The sequence below is a fragment of the Streptomyces hyderabadensis genome (genome assembly GCF_020404845.1).
Taxonomy (GTDB): domain Bacteria; phylum Actinomycetota; class Actinomycetes; order Streptomycetales; family Streptomycetaceae; genus Streptomyces; species Streptomyces hyderabadensis.
Genome location: NZ_JAIOJZ010000047.1, coordinates 13,663 through 28,981 on the forward strand (window position 1 = coordinate 13,663; position 15,319 = coordinate 28,981).

The following is a 15,319-nucleotide window of genomic DNA, read 5'->3' on the forward strand; positions in this document are numbered from 1 at the left end:
TCCTCTAACGCTCGTAACGCTCGCCGACCTGGGTCCGCCGGGAAGCATACGGGGGCTGCGGGGGCCGCCAGTCGGCGATGCCGTCGAAGCCGCGCAGGAAGAGGGCCGGTCCGGCCTTGGACAGGGCGGCGATCGCGACGTCGCGGACCGCGATCCCGGCGCGGTTGCCCATCAGGTTGAGGCGGGCCACCTTGACGGCCTGCCGGGCGATCGCGGTGGTGCGGGGCAGCCGGGCGGCGGTGTAGGCGGCGAGGTCCCGGCTGTGGTGGGCGAGCACGACCGCGTCCTCGATGGCCTGGTTGCCGCCCTGGCCGAGGTTTGGCGGCATGGCGTGCGCGGCGTCCCCGAGGAGGGCGACCCGGCCCCGGTGGTAGGCCGGCAGCGGCTCGGCGATGTGGTGCACGTCGTGGCGCAGTACGTCCTCGGGGCGGGCGGCGGCGAGGACGGCGGGGATGGGGTCGTGCCAGTCGCCGTAGCGGTGCAGCAGCTCGGCCCTCTCGTCGGCCGCGTGTCCGCCGGCCGGGGTGACGGCGGCGGCGTAGGCGTAGACCCGGCCGTCCTTGAGCGGGTGCGTGCCCCAGATGCGGCCCCGGCCCCAGGTCTCGTGGGAGGCGAACTCGGCGCCGGGGACGGGGATCACGATCCGCCAGGTGGTGAAGCCGGAGTAGACGGGACCCGGGTGGTCCGGGAAGAGCGCGCGGCGCACCACCGAGTGGATGCCGTCGGCCGCGACGACCAGGTCGGCCTCCAGTTCGCCGCCCGGGGTGCGGACGATGGCCGGACGGTCGCGGTCCCCGGGGTCGGCGATGGTCGCGTCGGCGGCCGTGCGGACGGCGTCCGGCTCCAGCAGCGCGGCGAGGCGCTCGATGAGGGTGGACCGGTGCAGCAGCACCAGCGGACCGCCGAAGCGGGCCGCGGCCGCCTCGGCGCTGGACCGGGAGAGCCAGCGCCCGCCGGGGGTGCGCAGTCCTCCGTCGCCCTGCCAGGCGGCGAGGTCGCGGATCTCCTCGCCGAGGCCGATCACGTCCAGGGCGCGCAGCGCGTTGGGCGACAGGGAGATGGCCGCGCCGATCGGGCGGAGCGAGGGGGCGCGTTCCAGGACGGTGACCCGCAGGCCGCTCTGGTGCAGGGCGGCCGCCGCGGTCAGACCGCCGATGCCGCCGCCGATCACGACGGCGCTCTTCGTGGGTGTCATGGCTCTCCTCGCCGCTCTCCTCGACGCAGGGCTCACTACAGATGTAGTAGCACCTGCCGCCGACTGTACTACAGCCGTAGTGAGGCGGGTAGGTTGATCTCCATGTCCGCACACACCGCGTCCCCGGGTCCCCCGGCGGGCGCCTCCCGCGCCGATCTGGTCGCCGACGCCGCCCTGGCCCTGCTCGCCGAGCGCGGGATGCGCGGGCTCACCCACCGGGCGGTCGACGAGGCGGCCGGACTCCCCCAGGGCTCCACGTCCAACGTCGCGCGGACCCGGCAGGCGCTGCTGGAACTGGCGGTACGGCGGCTTGCCGACCGGGAGTCCCGAGTGCTGGCGCTGCACGAGATGCCGGATCCGCGCGCCGGCCTCACCGCCCTGGTGGACGCGCTGACGCTGGCGACGCACCGCGCGCTGACCCGCAACCGGGCGCTGACGCTGGCCCGGTACGAACTGGCGTTGGAGGCCACCCGCCGCCCCGAGCTGCGGGCGCACTTCGACGCGGCGGGCGCCCGCTTCCGGGAGCAACTGGGCTCCCTCGTCACCGCGATGGGCTCGACCGACCCGGCCCGGCACGTGCTCTCGCTGGTCGCCTGGGCGGACGGCCTGATGTTCAGCTGCGTGGCCGGCACCTTCCACGCCGAGGTGCCGGGCCTGGAGGAGGTGCGGTCGGGGCTGCGGGAGCTCCTGGACGGCATGCTGGGCGGCCTGCCGTCCGGCTGAAAACCCCTGGTGGCACCGGCGCGCCTGGGCGAGGATGCCGGGATGACGACCGCACGCCGCGAACCCGCGACCGACTCCGACGAACGCACCATGCTGGAGGGCTGGCTCGACTACCACCGGCAGACCCTCGCCTGGAAGTGCGAGGGCCTTACCGACGAGCAGCTGCGGACGGCCGCCGTGGCACCGTCGACGCTGTCCCTGATGGGACTCGTCCGGCACATGGCGGAGGTGGAGCGCAGCTGGTACCGCAGGGTGCTGGCGGCCGAGGACGCGGGCCCGATCTACTACTCCGACGAGGACCCGGACGGCGAGTTCCGGCTCACCGAGTCGGACACCTTCGCCGAGGCCCGTGCCACCTGGCAGGCCGAGATCGAGGCGGCCCGGCGCAACGCGGCCGGCGTCCCGCTGGGCGAACCGACCCGGGGCAGGCATCTGCGCACCGGCGAGCGCTACACCCTGCGCTGGATCCACACCCACATGATCGAGGAGTACGCGCGTCACAACGGGCACGCGGACCTGATCCGCGAGCGCCTGGACGGAGCCACCGGCGACTGACGTCACCTCCGCTCGCCCCGGGCCCTCCGTACGGGGCCGGAGATCACCCGTGCGGGGCAACCTCCGCTTGTCCGGCGCCGGTCGCGGGGCCCGAACCAGCAGAGTGGCGCGGGTGCATCGAACGACGACCACCGCAACGCTCCTGGTGACCGTGGCTGTCTCGGCCCTGGCCGGCTGTACGACGGTCCGGGGCCCGGCCGCGGCCGACCCGTCGGCGGCCGGGGCCCGCTCGTCCGCGCCGCGCCCGGACGGCCCGGCCGAGCCCCGGGTCGTACAGGCCCCGGCCCGGGAGGCGCTGGAGATGATCGGCCCCTCCCCGGCTCCCGAGCGCCCCGGCGGGGAACCGAGCCGCACGAAGCCCCCGGCGGCCCCGTCCGCGCCGCACCGCGCACCGGTCGACCGCGCCCCCGAGCAGCGGCCCGCCCGCCCGGCGGCACCGGAACCGACCCGTGCGCCCGCCGCCTCCCGGCCCCGGGTGCCGGAGCTGCCCGGCCTGTCCGGTGGCGGCACCGGCGGCAAGGCGGACGTGTGCTCCCTCGGCAAGCAGTACGGCGGCTGGCGGCCGGGCAGCCCCGAGGCCCGCATCTGCGAGCACGCGTACGGCCGCTGAGCCCGGCCCGGGACGTACCGGGACGGGTCGGGCTAGGGCCGCTGCCGCGGCGGCCGGCCCCACGGCTCGGGGCGGTCGGGGCCGTCCTGGTCCCGGTCGGCGCGGTCCAGGCGCAGCGCCAGCCGGTCGATCGAGGCGCGTACGCCCTCTCCGTAGCGGCCGGGGGCGAGGGACCGGGCCGCGGTGCGGGCGTGCCGCAGGTGCAGCCGGGCGGCCTCGCGGTGGCCCAGCCGGTCGTAGTCCGCGGCCAGGTTCAGGTGGAGCGAGGGGTAGAGGGCGCGGGCGGCAAGCGTGCCGGCGTGCGGATCGGCGGACGCGTGGCCCTCCCCCGTCAGCTCCTCGGCGGCGGACAGCGCCCGCAGGTCCCAGGCCAGCTCCTCCTCGGGGTCGTCCTGGGTGTCGGCCAGATAGTGGGCCAGCGTGCAGCGGTGCAGCGGGTCGCCGTGCTCGCCGATCTCCGCCCACAGGCCGAGGAAGCGGTGCCGGGCCTCCTCGCGGTCGCCCGCGTGGTGCAGCATGGCGACCTGGCCGATCCGCGTCAGCACGGCATCCGGCGCCGCCTGCTCCTGTCCCTTCGCCACCGCGTCCTCCGTGCCCTCGTCGGCTGTCCCGACGACGCTAACCGCACGCGCCCGCTCGGCCCGTCAGGCGGCGCCGGGGCTGCGCGGGCCGGCCGGTGGCGGACCGGCCCTGGATCGGGCGGCTCAGCCCAGGTTCGGGATGGTCCAGTCGATCGGCTCGTGGCCCTGCCCGGCGACCGCCTCGTTGATCTGCGTGAAGGGGCGGGAGCCGAAGAACTTCTTCGCCGACAGCGGGGAGGGGTGCGCCCCCTTGACCACTACGTGCCGCGACTCGTCGATCAGCGGCAGCTTCTTCTGCGCGTAATTCCCCCACAGCACGAACACCGCCGGGTCGGTCCGGTCGGCCACCGCGCGGATCACCGCGTCGGTGAACAGCTCCCAGCCGCGGGACTTGTGCGAGTTCGCCTCACCGGCCCGGACCGTGAGGACCGCGTTGAGCAGCAGGACGCCCTGCTTCGCCCACGGCATCAGATAGCCGTTGTCCGGGATCGGGATGTCCAGCTCCGCGTGCATCTCCTTGTAGATGTTGCGCAGGGACGGCGGGACCTTCACCCCCGGCCGGACCGAGAAGCACAGCCCGTGTCCCTGGCCCTCGCCGTGGTACGGGTCCTGGCCGAGGACCAGCACCTTCACCGCGTCGAACGGCGTGGCCTCCAGCGCGGCGAAGACCTCCTCGCGCGGCGGGTAGACGGGGCCGTTCGCCCGCTCCTCCTCGACGAACTCCATCAGCTCCTTGAAGTAGGGCTGCTGCAGCTCGCCGCCCAGCACCTCGCGCCAGGACTCGGGCAGCATGGCGATGTCGGTCACGTCAACTTCCTTACGCTGTGCGGTCGCTTCCACAGCCCAAGAACCTACCGCCGACCACTGACAACGGGACCGCCTACCAGCTCGTCTTCCGTTCGAACTGCCACATCATCATGATCGTCGACGGGTCCAGGGCCTGCTCCGCGCCCGAGATGTCCGAGCTGGCGGCCACGTACTGCTTGCCCTGCCACAGCGGCAGCAGCCGCGCGTCGTCCACCATGATCTGCTGTGCCTGCTCGAACTCCCGCTCCACGTTGGCGCGGTCGCTCTCCCGGCGCGAGCGCGGCAGCAGCTCGCCGGTGATCTTCGGGGTGAGGTAGGGCGTGCCGAGCGCGTTCTGCTCCCCGACGAAGGGGGCGATGAAGTTCTCCGCGTCCGGGAAGTCCGGGGACCAGCCGCGTCCGAAGACCGGGTACTCGCCCTTCTGGTAGCCGGCGACGTAGGTCTTCCAGGGACGGCTCTCGAGGGTGACCTCGAACAGTCCGGAGGCGTCGAGCTGCCGCTTGATCTCCTTGAACTCCAGCGCCGTCTCGGAGCCGTAGCGGTCGGTGGTGTACCAGAGGGTGAGCGGGACCGGGTCGGTGATGCCGGCGTCCTCCAGCAGATCGCGGGCCTTGGGGACGCTGGGGTCGCCGTAGTCGTCGAAGAAGCCCGTGGTGTGTCCGGTGAGGCCCTTGGGGACCATCGAGTACAGCGGGTCGACGGTGTCCTGGTAGATCTTGTGGGCGAGCACCGTCCGGTCGATCACCTGGGCGACGGCCTGGCGCACTTCCTTGCGTCCCGCCCAGGGGTCCTCGGGGTTGAAGACGAGGTAGCTGATCTCCGTACCGCTGCCCTCGACCAGTTGCAGGTTCTCCTCCTTGCCCTCCTTGCCCTGGAGCGTGATGACGTCGTCGGCGGCGAGGCCGCGGTAGGTCACCTGGATGTCTCCGTCGCGCAGCGCCTTCACCATGCCGGCGGAGTCCTTGAAGTAGCGGATGGTCACCGCCTTGTTGTGCCGTTCGGCGAAGCCCTCGTAGCGGTCGTTGCGCACGAGTTCGGCCCGTTCGCCGTCCTCGTACGACTGGAGCGTGTACGGGCCCGAGCCCACGACGCCGCTGCTCTCGCGCAGGGCGTCCGCGGGGTAGTCGCCGGGGGCGACGATCGACATGGCGGGGGTGGCGAGGACGAACGGGAAGGTGGCGTCGGGCTTGTTGAGGTGGAAGACCACCTCGCGTTCGCTCGGCGCCTGGACCCGTTCGAGGCTGCCGAGCAGCCCGGCCGGACCGCCGTTGACGTTGATGTCCTTGATCCGGTCGATCGAGTGCTTGACGGCCCGGGCGTCGAGGGGGTCGCCGTTGGAGAAGGTCAGGCCCTCGCGCAGCTCGCAGCGGTAGACCTGGTTCGTGCCGTCGGTGAACGAGCACCGCTCGGCGGCGTCGGGCTGGGGTGCGGTGGCCCCGCTGGGGTAACTGAGCAGCGTCTGGTAGATGTTCCGGAACAGCTCCCAGGAGCCGTCCCAGGAGGCGGCCGGGTCGAGCGTGCTGGGGGCGCTCGTCGTCCCCACGACGATCGGCTCCTCGTCCTGCGAACTGTCGGACGACAGGATGCCGCATCCGGCGACCAGTGACGATATGGACACGACGGCCGCGACCCGCCGCAGGCCTCGCTGCCGGTTGAACACGCGCACGCTCCTCGATCCGCCGTACCAAGGGTCGGCAGACCATACCGCAGCGCCACGCCCCCTGAACCCCCCTCTGAACAGGGGTTTTGATCATTTGAGGATGACTACGTTGTCATCGTGCACGGGGTTCCGATAGCCGGACACGGGCGCCGTCACTCGTCGACGGCGCCCGTGTCCGGGATCAATCGTGAGGGGCCCTCAAGGGCGAGATCAGGCCACGCCCGCGTTCAGGAAGATGCCGCCGTCGACGACGAGCGTCTGTCCGGTGACCCAGGCCGACTGCTCCGAGGTGAGGAACGCGGCGGCGCCCCCGATGTCGGAGGGCACGCCGAGCCGGCCCAGCGGGTAGCCCGAGGCGGCCTCCTCCTCACGGCCCTCGTACAGGGCGGCGGCGAACTTGGTCTTCACCACCGCCGGGGCGATCGCGTTGACCCGTACCCTGGGCGCGAACTCGTGCGCCAGTTGCGCGGTGAGATTGATCAGCGCGGCCTTGCTGACGCCGTACGCGGCGATGAAGGGCGAGGGCGACAGGCCCGCGACCGAGGCGATGTTGACGATCGCCCCGCCGTTGTCCTTCTGCCAGGCGTGCCAGGTGCGCTGGGCGAAGCCGAGCGCCGAGATCACGTTGGTCTCGAAGACCTTGCGCGCGACGTTCAGGTCCAGGTCGGCGATCGGCCCGAACACCGGGTTGGTACCGGCGTTGTTGACCAGGAAGTCGACGCGGCCGAAGGCCTCCATCACGCGCTCGACGGCGACGGCCTGGTGGGCCTCGTCGTGCGCCTTGCCGGCGACGCCGATGACCCGGTCGGAGCCGAGCCTGTCGACGGCCTCCTTCAGCGCGTCCTCGTTGCGGCCGGTGATGCAGACCCGGTCGCCGCGCGCGACCAGCGCCTCGGCGACGCCGTAGCCGATGCCGCGGCTGGCGCCGGTGACGAGTGCGACCTTGCCGGAGAGTCCGGGCAGTTCAGTCATGTCAGTGTTCCCCAGTCCCAGTGTTTCCGTGTCTCCGAGGCCCTAGTCGAGCGGTCCGCCGGCGACGTACAGCACCTGGCCGGAGACGAAGCCGGCGGCCTCGCCGGTGAAGAAGGCGATGGCGTTGGCGATGTCGTCGGGCTCGCCGACGCGGGCGACCGGGATCTGGGTGGCGGCGGCGGCCTTGAAGTCCTCGAAGCCCATGCCGACGCGGTCCGCGGTGGCCTTGGTCATCTCGGTGGCGATGAAGCCGGGGGCGACGGCGTTGGCGGTGACGCCGAACTTGCCCAGTTCCTTGGCGAGGGTCTTGGTGAAGCCCTGCAGACCCGCCTTGGCGGCGGAGTAGTTGACCTGGCCGCGGTTGCCGAGGGCGGAGGAGGAGGACAGGTTGACGATGCGGCCGAACTTGGCGTCCACCATGTGCTTCTGGCAGGCCTTCGACATCAGGAAGGCGCCGCGCAGGTGCACGTTCATGACGGTGTCCCAGTCGGAGGCGCTCATCTTGAACAGCAGGTTGTCGCGCAGCACCCCCGCGTTGTTGACCAGGATCGTGGGTGCGCCCAGCTCCTCGGCGACCCGGGCGACGGCCGCCTCGACCTGCGCCTCGTCGGAGACGTCGCAGCCGACCGCGATCGCCTTGCCGCCGGCCGCGGTGATCTTCTCCACGGTGTCCTTGCAGGCGGCCTCGTCGAGGTCGATCACGGCGACGGCACGGCCCTCGGCGGCCAGGCGTACGGCGGTGGCGGCACCGATGCCGCGCGCGGCTCCGGTGACTACGGCGACCCGCTGCTCAGTGGTGGACATTCGCTGCTTCTCCTCGTCCTGGGGATGCGGCCCGTGCGGAGCGTGCGCCCTTGGGTGAGCGACCGCTTAGTACCTTCCGCAGACGTGACGCTAGAAGCCCTGGCACCCGGTGTCAACGGGACACCGGTCCGGTGTGATCCATCACCCGGTCCGCCGGGTGCGCCGCGGCGTCCCGGTCGCCCGATCGGACCAGCGCTGCGGGCCGCCCGGCCGCCGGGCCCCTAGCGTCGAAGCGCGAGCCACTCGTGGCCGGAAAGGAGGCGTCCATGCGCCGTCGCACCGGTGCAGCAGGCATAGCCGTCGCGATCGCCGCGATCGTGCCGCTGGCCAACCCCGCACCCGCCCAGGACCTCGACCGGAACCTGGAGCCGGACTGCCGGAGCTTCACCTACCAGGAAGCGGTACCGATCGGGCTGAACGGGGATCCGGGCAACCCGGACCCGTCGTGCCCGGAGGAAGTGTACGAAGACCCGTCCGACGAAGCCCCCTTGGAGGAGACCCGGCCAGACGACGGCCGGCTCGACGGGGGCGGGGTCGACGGGGGCGGAGTCGACGACGGGCGGCTCGACGGGGGCCTGCCCGACGGGGGCGGAGCGGGCCAGGTCCGGCCGGACGGCGGCGGCGCCGACGGCGGCGGACTCGGCCAGGACCGGCCCGGCGGGGACGGGGCCGACCAGGGCCGGACGGACCAGCAGCGGCCCGGGCAGTCCCACTCCACCGGCCAGGGTTCGTTCGACCAGGGCGGGATCCGCGAGGTCCGGGAGGACGACGGCGCGGGCGGCGCGGCACGTCCGGGCCGGGGTGCCCCGACGATCTCCGCCACCTCCGCGCCACGACCGGCCACCACGGCCCCGGCCGTGCCCACACCGGCGCCGGTGGCCTCCCCGGCCGTGACGCCGACGCTCGGCACGCAGGGCGGCCTGGGCGGCGCCTCGGGCACCGGACCCAGCGACTGGGACATCGGCATCGGCCTGAGCTTCGTCACCGGCGCCGTGCTCGCGGCGGGGTACGTGATCAGGCGCCGCCGACGCGCCTGAGGCACGCGCCCCGTCGTCCGGACGGGCCCCGCCCCTACCGCACCAGCAGGTCGAGGAGCCGTTCCGTCTCGGCCGCCGGATCGGCCGTGAGGCCGGTGTGGACGGGGCCCGGCTGGACGATGGTCGACCGGGGCGCGATCAGCCAGCGGAACCGGCGGCCGGGGTCGTCCCCGGCCGCCTGGCCCGCCGCGTCCCCTCCGGCGCACACGCCCTCCACGGCGCGCAGTGCCGCGCGCACCCCGGGCAGGTCCACCCGCGGGTCCAGGGCCAGCAGCCGGTTCTCGTCGAGGTGGGTCCGGGCCCCGACGTAGGACCTGGCGCGGCAGTAGACGAGCACGCCGGCGTTGACGCACTCCCCGCGCTCGACGCGCGGCACGACGCGCAGCAGCGCGTACTCGAAGACGTGGCGGTCGCTCACCGCACCCCCTTGACGCGTTCGTGGATCGTGGCGGCCCTCGCGAGCAGCGGCCCGGCGTAGGCCCTGCGGAGGTCGTCCGGTGTGGCGAAGCCGGGTTCGTCCCGCAGCCAGACTTCCGGGATCTCGGCGGTGACCTCGGCGAGCAGCTCCTCGGTGACCAGCGGCGCGAGGGCGGCGGCGGCCGAGCGGACGTCCGGCGAGAAGCGGGCGAGGGCGTGGTCGGCGGCGTCGTAGGGGCGGGCGGCGGAGGCCTCGGCCCCGGGCCAGTTGTGGTGCCAGATCATGGTGGCGCCGTGGTCGATGAGCCAGGTCTCGCCGTGCAGGCGCAGCAGGTTGGGGTTGCGCCAGGAACGGTCGACGTTGTTGACCAGCGCGTCGAACCAGACGATGCGGCCGGCCTCCGCCGCGCTCACCTCGAAGGCGAGCGGGTCGAAGCCGAGGGCACCGGAGAGGAAGTCCATGCCGAGGTTGGTGCCGCCGCTGGACTTGAGCAGTTCCTGCACCTGCTGGTCGGGCTCGCCGAGTCCGAGCACCGGGTCGAGGTCGACGGTCACCAGCCGCGGCACCCGGAAACCCAGCCGCCGGGCGAGCTCGCCGCAGACCACCTCGGCGACCAGCGTCTTGCGGCCCTGGCCCGCGCCGGTGAACTTCAGGACGTAGGTCCCGAGGTCGTCGGCCTCGACGAGTCCCGGCAGCGAGCCGCCCTCGCGCAACGGCGTGATGTAGCGGGTCGCCAGGACCTCTTTCAACACTTGTGCGGGCCACCCGTCTCTTCAGCCTTGCCGTCCCCGCGGGGAGACTCCCCTGGGCCTGGAGTGAGCATAGTGACCGCGGGTGACGGACGGCGAGACGGGCCCGGAACCGCACCCTCCGGAAGCTTTTCCCACCGGAGGCTTTTCTTACGTATCCGTAGCGCCCGTGCCCGGATGTACGCGTGGTGGGCGCGGTCCCTAGGTTGCCGACATCGGCCGGCCACGCCTGAGCGCGTGTGCCCTTCCCGCCGTTCACCGCACCAGGAGTCTGCCTTGGCCCACTCGGTCTTCGATCCGTGTCCCGCCTCGTCGCGGACGGCGTCCTTCCTCCTTCCCGCGGTGCCCTCGGCCGTCCGCGAGGGCCGCCGCCGGGTCGGCGCGACGCTGCTCTCCTGGGGCCTCGCTCTGGACGCCGACTCCTCCTGGTCGCTCACCGTGGTCTGCGGCGAGCTGCTCGCCCGCGCGGTACGACGGGCGGCGGCCGGTGGTACGGCCGGCGGTCCGCCCGGCCTGGCCGGTCCGGCCGGGCGGCTCGCGGTGGGCGTCGACGTGGACGGCGACCAGCTCATCGTCGACGTGCGCGAAGTACCCGGCGGCGGCACGCCGCCCGTCCGGGTCCGTGCCGAACCCCCTGACGCCCCCGACGAGGACCGCGAGGACGGCTGGGGTCACGCCCTGGTCGGCGCCCACTGCACGGCGCACGGCACCGAGGACACCCCTGCCGGACCCCGGAGTTGGGCCGTCCTCACGCTGCCCGCCGGGGCGTCGCCGGGCCCGTCGTCGGACGGGGAGCGCCTGGGCAGCACACGCTGGGTGGTGGAGCCCGCGGGAGCGGCCCTTGCCGCGGCGGGGAGCCGCATGGTCAGGATGGGGAAGGAGAACGTCCCGTTCGCCTAGGGCACGCCCCGCCGCGCGGGCCGACGGAAAGCGATGGTCGACGACATGGCCGCTGTGCGACGCTCCCCCTGGCCGGCTCCCCTGCGTCTGGCGCTCGGCGGGAGCGGCTCGGTCCTCGTTCTGGTGGAGGGTTGCGCGGGCCTGGGCAAGACTCGTGTGCTGCACGGCCTGAGCGGCCTGCCGGAGGCCGCCGAGGCCAGGCGGATCCCGTGGCGGTGCGGTGCGGCGCAGGAGCGGCCGGAGACGGGAGGGGGTCCCGCCCTCCTGCTGGTGGACGACGCGCACCGGGCCACGCCGCAGGAGCGGGAGTGGCTGCGCGGGCTCCTGGAGCGGCCGTGGGAGGGACTGGCGGCCGTGGTGGCCTACCGCCCGGAGGAGTTGGTTACGGAGGGGCTGCCGTTGGGCGCGCCGGCCGTCTCCTATCCGCCCGGCCTCGCCGTCTTCCGGCACCGGCTGCGTCCCTGGAGTGCGGACCGGGTGCGCCGGGCCGCCGCGGAGGTCCTGGGCGAGCGTGCGACGCACGAGGCCGTCGTCCGGCTGCACGCGTGTTCCGGCGGCGTGCCGCAGGTGGTGGCCGACCTGCTGCGCGCGCTGGACGCGGGTACGGGCTCCCGGTGCACGGCCGCCGACGTGGACGCGGCCGGCGTACCGGTCAGACTGGCCGAACTGGTGCTGAGCCGCACCGACGCGCTGGCCGCGGCCGACCGGCCCGTCGTGTGGGCGGCCGCGGTGCTGGGCGAACCGGCCGGCCGGGACGAACTGCTGTCCGTGGCGGGCATGGACGGCGCACGCGGCCGTGCGGCCCTGCTCGCCGCCCTGGCCGGGGCGGTGCTGTCGGAGGTGTCGCCGGGACGCTACGGATTCGCCGTGCCGCTGGCCGCGACGGCCGTGCGCGAGCGGGTGCCCGGGCCGGTCCGCGAGGAGGTGCACGGGCGGGCGGCGCGGGTGCTCGCCCGCCGTCGGCCGGTCCCGTGGGCGGAGGTGGCCCGGCACCGCGGGGGCGCGGGCCGGCGCAAGGGCTGGCTCAAGGCGGTGGAGAAGGCCGCCCTGGCGGCGGTGGAGGAGGGACGTCACCAGGAGGCGATCGGTCTCCTGGAACGGACGCTCGCGGTGCGCGAGGTACCGGCGCGCCACCGGGCCCGGCTGGCGCCGCTGCTGGCCCGCAGCGCCGTCATCGGGCTCCGCTCTGACCAGACGGTGGAGGTGCTCACCCAGGCCGTCCGCGACCCCGGCCTGCCGGTGGACGTCCGGGGTCAGCTCCGCCTGGACCTGGGCCTGATGCTGGCCAACCAGGTCGGGGACCTCGCCGCCGGGATGCGCGAGCTGGAGGCGGCGGTCGAGGAGCTGGGCGAGGTGCGTCCGGCGCTCACCTCACGGGCGATGGTGGCGCTGGCCATGCCGGAGTGGCCGACGGGGACGCTGGCGGGGCACCGGGAGTGGCTGCGCAGGGCCGCCGGGCTCGCCCGGGCCGGCGACAGCGAGGTGGCGCGGGCCGCCGTCGCCGCCAACCACGCCTCGCTGGCCGTCGCCTGCGGGGACCCGCAGGCCCGCGAGCTGGTCGCGGCCCTGCCCGTCGACGGTCCCCCGGCCGGCTGCCGGGAGCACGCGGCGCGGGGTCTGTGCAACGCCGCGGACGCCGCGCTCTGGCGGGGTTCGTACCGGTGGAGCGAGGAGCTGCTGTCGGCGGGACTGGACCTCTCGGCCCGGATCGGTGCCTCGTACACCGAGCAGACCGCCCAGGGCACCCGGCTGCTGCTGGACTGGTGGGCGGGGCGGTGGGCCGGACTGGGTGAGCGGTGCGAGCGGTTCGTCGCGGAGACGGCCGGCATGCCCGTGGTGGCGGCGGACGCCCACCTGGTGCGGGGGATGCTGGCCTTCGTCCAGGGGGACTGGACGCAGGCGGTGCACTGGCTGACCGCGCAGGGGGCGCCCGCACCGGAGTGCACCCGCATGCCGCTGGCCGCGGCCACGGCGGGCGCGCTGATCCGGCTCGCCCTGGTCCGCGACGACCTGCCGGCCGCGGCGGAACAGGCCCGGGCGGCCTGGACGGCCGTGGCGGAGAAGGGCATCTGGGCGTGGGCGGCGGAGCTGGCCCCCTGGGCGGTCGAGGCGGTGGCCCGGGCGGGGGACCCCGCAGCCGCTCGTCGGATGGCCGCGGAGTTCGTACGGGGGCTGGCGGGACAGGACGCGCCGTCCGCCCGGGCCGCCGTCGCCTGGAGCCGGGCCGTGCTGGAGGAGTACGAGGGACGCGGCCCGGAGGCGGCCGGGTCGTACCTGCGGGCCGCGGCCGCCTACCGGGAGCTGGCCCGCCCCTACGCCTGGGCCCTGACGACGGAGGGCGCGGCACGCTGCTCGCTCGCCGACGGCGCCGAGCACTCCGGGGCGCACGACGGGGCGTCCGACGGGGCTGCGCGGGGCGGCGCGGACGGCGCCCCCGGCGAGAACGGCAACGACAGCGAGGACGGCAAGGACAGCGCCGACGCCGAGGACGGCGCCGACGGGGAGGACGGCGGGCGGGCGCACGCCGTCGCGTCGTTGCGACGCTGCGTCGAGCAGTACACGGAACTCGGCGCGGTCTACGACGCCGCCAGGGCCCGCACCCTGCTCCGCTCCCACCAGCCCCCGGAGGTCCGCCGGCCGGGCCGCCCCGCGTTCGACGACCGGCTCTCCCCCAGGGAGCGCGAGGTGGCCGAACTCGCGGCGCGCGGCCTGATGAACCGTGAGATCGCCGTGGTGCTGCACCTCTCGCCCCGGACGGTGGAACAGCATGTCGCCCGTGCCCTGCGCAAGACGGGCGCCCTGTCCCGCCGTGACCTCCTGCGCGCGGCCCCCTGAGGTCCGCCCGGTTCGTCCGTCCGCGCGGTCCGTGCGCGCGGCGGGCTCAGCCTGCGAAACGGGCCATCCAGGCCTCGACCTCGTCCGCGCTGCGGGGCAGGCCCGCCGACAGGTTCTCGTGGCCGTCCTCGGTGACGACCAGGTCGTCCTCGATCCGGACACCGATGCCCCGCCACTCCTCGGGCACGGTCAGGTCGTCCGCCTGGAAGTACAGGCCGGGCTCGACGGTCAGGCACATGCCCGGCTCCAGCAGGCCCTCCACGTACTCCTCCGTGCGGGCCCGCGCGCAGTCGTGGACGTCCAGGCCCAGCATGTGACCGGTGCCGGCCATGGTGAAGCGGCGCTGCAGACCCAGCTCGTACGCCCGCTCGGCGGGGCCCTCGATGAAGCCCCACTCCACCAGCCGCGCCGTCAGGTGGCGCTGGGCGGCCTCGTGGAAGTCCCGGTAGGCGGCGCCGGGCTTGACCGTCGCCATCCCGGCCTCCTGGGCCTCGTACACCGCGTCGTAGACCTGGCGCTGCAGGGGGGTGAAGGTGCCGCTGATCGGCAGGGTGCGGGTGACGTCGGCGGTGTAGAGGGAGCGCGTCTCCACACCGGCGTCCAGGAGCAGCAGGTCGCCCGGGCGGACCGGGCCGTCGTTGTCCGTCCAGTGCATGATCGTGGCGTGCTCGCCGGCGGCGCAGATCGTGCCGTATCCCACGGCGTTGCCCTCCAGGCGCGCCCGGCGGAAGAAGGTGCCCTCCAGCCAGCGCTCCGATGAGGCGACCGCCCGGGACAGCTCGCCCACGACATCGGTGAAGCCGCGCACCGTGGAGTCCACCGCCTTGCGCAGCTCCCCCAGCTCCCAGGCGTCCTTGACCAGGCGCAGGTCGCTGAGCGCGTCCTCCAGCTCGGCGTCCGCCTCGGCCTCGGTGGTGACGGCGGCCTCCAGGGCGGGGTCGATGCCGCGCACGATGCGGGTCCGCACCCCGGAGACGGCGGCCAGGTCGGCGGCCGCGGTGCGCACGTCCCGGCACGGCAGGCCGAGCACCCGCTCCGACTCGGCCAGCGAGCGGCGGCGGCCGGTCCACAGTTCGGCGTGGGCGCCGGTCCAGAACTCGTCGTCGTCGCGGCTGTCCCGGGGCAGCTGGAAGCAGTAGGCGTCGTGTCCGCCCTCCGGGCGGGGCTCCAGGACCAGGGCCCCGTCCCTGGCCTGGTCGCCGGTCATGTGCACATAGCCCGAGTACGCCCGGAACGGGTAGGTGTCGTCGTTCGAGCGGACCTTGAGGTTGCCCGAGGGGACCACCAGCCGTTCGCCGGGGAACCGCGCGGAGAGCGCCGCACGGCGGCGGGCCGCGTACGGGGCCTGTTCGGCGGGCTGGAGGTCGTGCCGCTCCGTGTCCGCCCAGCCGGTGCGCATCAGGGCGGACAGCTCCGCCGAGAGCTTCGGGTACAGGCTGTTCTTCCGACGGTTCGCCACGTCGTGCACCTTCT

The 15,319-nt window shown here is 74.3% G+C and carries 15 protein-coding genes; 6 read left to right on the forward strand and 9 right to left on the reverse strand.

Annotated features, from left to right (window positions below; genetic code table 11):
* Window positions 1-4: 4 nt before the first annotated feature.
* Complete coding sequence (locus K7854_RS28715) at window positions 5-1,411, reverse strand: FAD-dependent monooxygenase (protein WP_372481085.1); 1,407 nt, start codon at window positions 1,409-1,411, stop codon at window positions 5-7.
* Between K7854_RS28715 and K7854_RS28720 the strand changes: the two genes are divergently transcribed.
* From K7854_RS28720 to K7854_RS28730, 3 genes are all read left to right on the forward strand, one after another.
* On the forward strand, window positions 1,298-1,918 hold the full coding sequence (locus tag K7854_RS28720) for a TetR/AcrR family transcriptional regulator (RefSeq protein ID WP_226029468.1): 621 nt from the start codon (window positions 1,298-1,300) through the stop codon (window positions 1,916-1,918). The genes K7854_RS28715 and K7854_RS28720 overlap by 114 nt on opposite strands.
* A gap of 42 nt (window positions 1,919-1,960) precedes the next feature.
* Complete coding sequence (locus K7854_RS28725) at window positions 1,961-2,473, forward strand: DinB family protein (protein ID WP_226029469.1); 513 nt, start codon at window positions 1,961-1,963, stop codon at window positions 2,471-2,473.
* 103 nt (window positions 2,474-2,576) lie between these two features.
* Window positions 2,577-3,083, forward strand: a complete 507-nt coding sequence (locus K7854_RS28730) for a hypothetical protein (RefSeq protein ID WP_226029470.1) — start codon at window positions 2,577-2,579, stop codon at window positions 3,081-3,083.
* Window positions 3,084-3,115: 32 nt separating this feature from the next.
* Here K7854_RS28730 and K7854_RS28735 read toward each other — a convergent pair whose 3' ends face one another.
* The 5 genes from K7854_RS28735 to fabG form a co-directional block, all read right to left on the reverse strand.
* Window positions 3,116-3,664 carry a hypothetical protein gene (locus K7854_RS28735; RefSeq protein WP_226029471.1) on the reverse strand — a complete coding sequence of 183 codons (549 nt, stop codon included), beginning with the start codon at window positions 3,662-3,664 and terminating at the stop codon, window positions 3,116-3,118.
* A 123-nt stretch (window positions 3,665-3,787) separates the two neighbouring features.
* The gene (gene ung, locus K7854_RS28740) at window positions 3,788-4,471 is read right to left on the reverse strand and encodes a uracil-DNA glycosylase (protein ID WP_226029472.1); all 684 of its coding nucleotides are present in this window, start codon (window positions 4,469-4,471) and stop codon (window positions 3,788-3,790) included.
* A gap of 73 nt (window positions 4,472-4,544) precedes the next feature.
* Entirely contained in the window at window positions 4,545-6,131 is a 1,587-nt protein-coding gene (locus K7854_RS28745) for an ABC transporter substrate-binding protein (protein WP_226029473.1), read from the reverse strand.
* Window positions 6,132-6,341: 210 nt separating this feature from the next.
* Window positions 6,342-7,103, reverse strand: a complete 762-nt coding sequence (locus tag K7854_RS28750; RefSeq protein WP_226029474.1) for an SDR family oxidoreductase — start codon at window positions 7,101-7,103, stop codon at window positions 6,342-6,344.
* 42 nt (window positions 7,104-7,145) lie between these two features.
* Window positions 7,146-7,907: a 3-oxoacyl-ACP reductase FabG gene (gene fabG, locus K7854_RS28755; protein WP_226029475.1), complete on the reverse strand. Its 762-nt coding sequence runs from the start codon at window positions 7,905-7,907 to the stop codon at window positions 7,146-7,148.
* 266 nt (window positions 7,908-8,173) lie between these two features.
* Here fabG and K7854_RS28760 point away from each other — a divergent pair, with 266 nt between their 5' ends.
* Window positions 8,174-8,944 (forward strand): hypothetical protein, encoded by a 771-nt coding sequence (locus tag K7854_RS28760; RefSeq protein WP_226029476.1) that lies wholly within the window; start codon window positions 8,174-8,176, stop codon window positions 8,942-8,944.
* A 34-nt stretch (window positions 8,945-8,978) separates the two neighbouring features.
* Here the strand turns inward: K7854_RS28760 and K7854_RS28765 are convergent, their stop codons facing one another.
* Together K7854_RS28765 and K7854_RS28770 are read right to left on the reverse strand one after the other, a co-directional pair.
* On the reverse strand, window positions 8,979-9,362 hold the full coding sequence (locus K7854_RS28765; RefSeq protein WP_226029477.1) for a DUF3037 domain-containing protein: 384 nt from the start codon (window positions 9,360-9,362) through the stop codon (window positions 8,979-8,981).
* On the reverse strand, window positions 9,359-10,114 hold the full coding sequence (locus tag K7854_RS28770) for a HipA family kinase (protein ID WP_226029478.1): 756 nt from the start codon (window positions 10,112-10,114) through the stop codon (window positions 9,359-9,361). The genes K7854_RS28765 and K7854_RS28770 overlap by 4 nt, the downstream gene beginning before the upstream one ends.
* Before the next feature lie 273 nt (window positions 10,115-10,387).
* Between K7854_RS28770 and K7854_RS28775 the strand changes: the two genes are divergently transcribed.
* Both K7854_RS28775 and K7854_RS28780 read left to right on the forward strand, forming a co-directional pair.
* Entirely contained in the window at window positions 10,388-11,011 is a 624-nt protein-coding gene (locus tag K7854_RS28775) for an ATP-binding protein (RefSeq protein WP_226029479.1), read from the forward strand.
* A 45-nt stretch (window positions 11,012-11,056) separates the two neighbouring features.
* The gene (locus K7854_RS28780) at window positions 11,057-13,846 is read left to right on the forward strand and encodes a helix-turn-helix transcriptional regulator (RefSeq protein ID WP_226029480.1); all 2,790 of its coding nucleotides are present in this window, start codon (window positions 11,057-11,059) and stop codon (window positions 13,844-13,846) included.
* Between the two features lie 46 nt (window positions 13,847-13,892).
* Here the strand turns inward: K7854_RS28780 and K7854_RS28785 are convergent, their stop codons facing one another.
* A complete protein-coding gene (locus tag K7854_RS28785) occupies window positions 13,893-15,305 on the reverse strand; it encodes an aminopeptidase P family protein (RefSeq protein WP_226029481.1) in 1,413 nt (470 codons plus the stop codon).
* Window positions 15,306-15,319 lie beyond the last annotated feature (14 nt).

Excerpts from the sequence above, each read along its gene's own strand:
- K7854_RS28720 (WP_226029468.1), top strand. The coding sequence starts at position 1,298 with ATGTCCGCACACACCGCGTCCCCGGGTCCCCCGGCGGGCGCCTCCCGC.
- K7854_RS28725 (WP_226029469.1), top strand. The coding sequence starts at position 1,961 with ATGACGACCGCACGCCGCGAACCCGCGACCGACTCCGACGAACGCACC.
- K7854_RS28750 (WP_226029474.1), bottom strand. The coding sequence starts at position 7,103 with ATGACTGAACTGCCCGGACTCTCCGGCAAGGTCGCACTCGTCACCGGC.
- fabG (WP_226029475.1), bottom strand. The coding sequence starts at position 7,907 with ATGTCCACCACTGAGCAGCGGGTCGCCGTAGTCACCGGAGCCGCGCGC.
- K7854_RS28760 (WP_226029476.1), top strand. The coding sequence starts at position 8,174 with ATGCGCCGTCGCACCGGTGCAGCAGGCATAGCCGTCGCGATCGCCGCG.
- K7854_RS28780 (WP_226029480.1), top strand. The coding sequence starts at position 11,057 with ATGGCCGCTGTGCGACGCTCCCCCTGGCCGGCTCCCCTGCGTCTGGCG.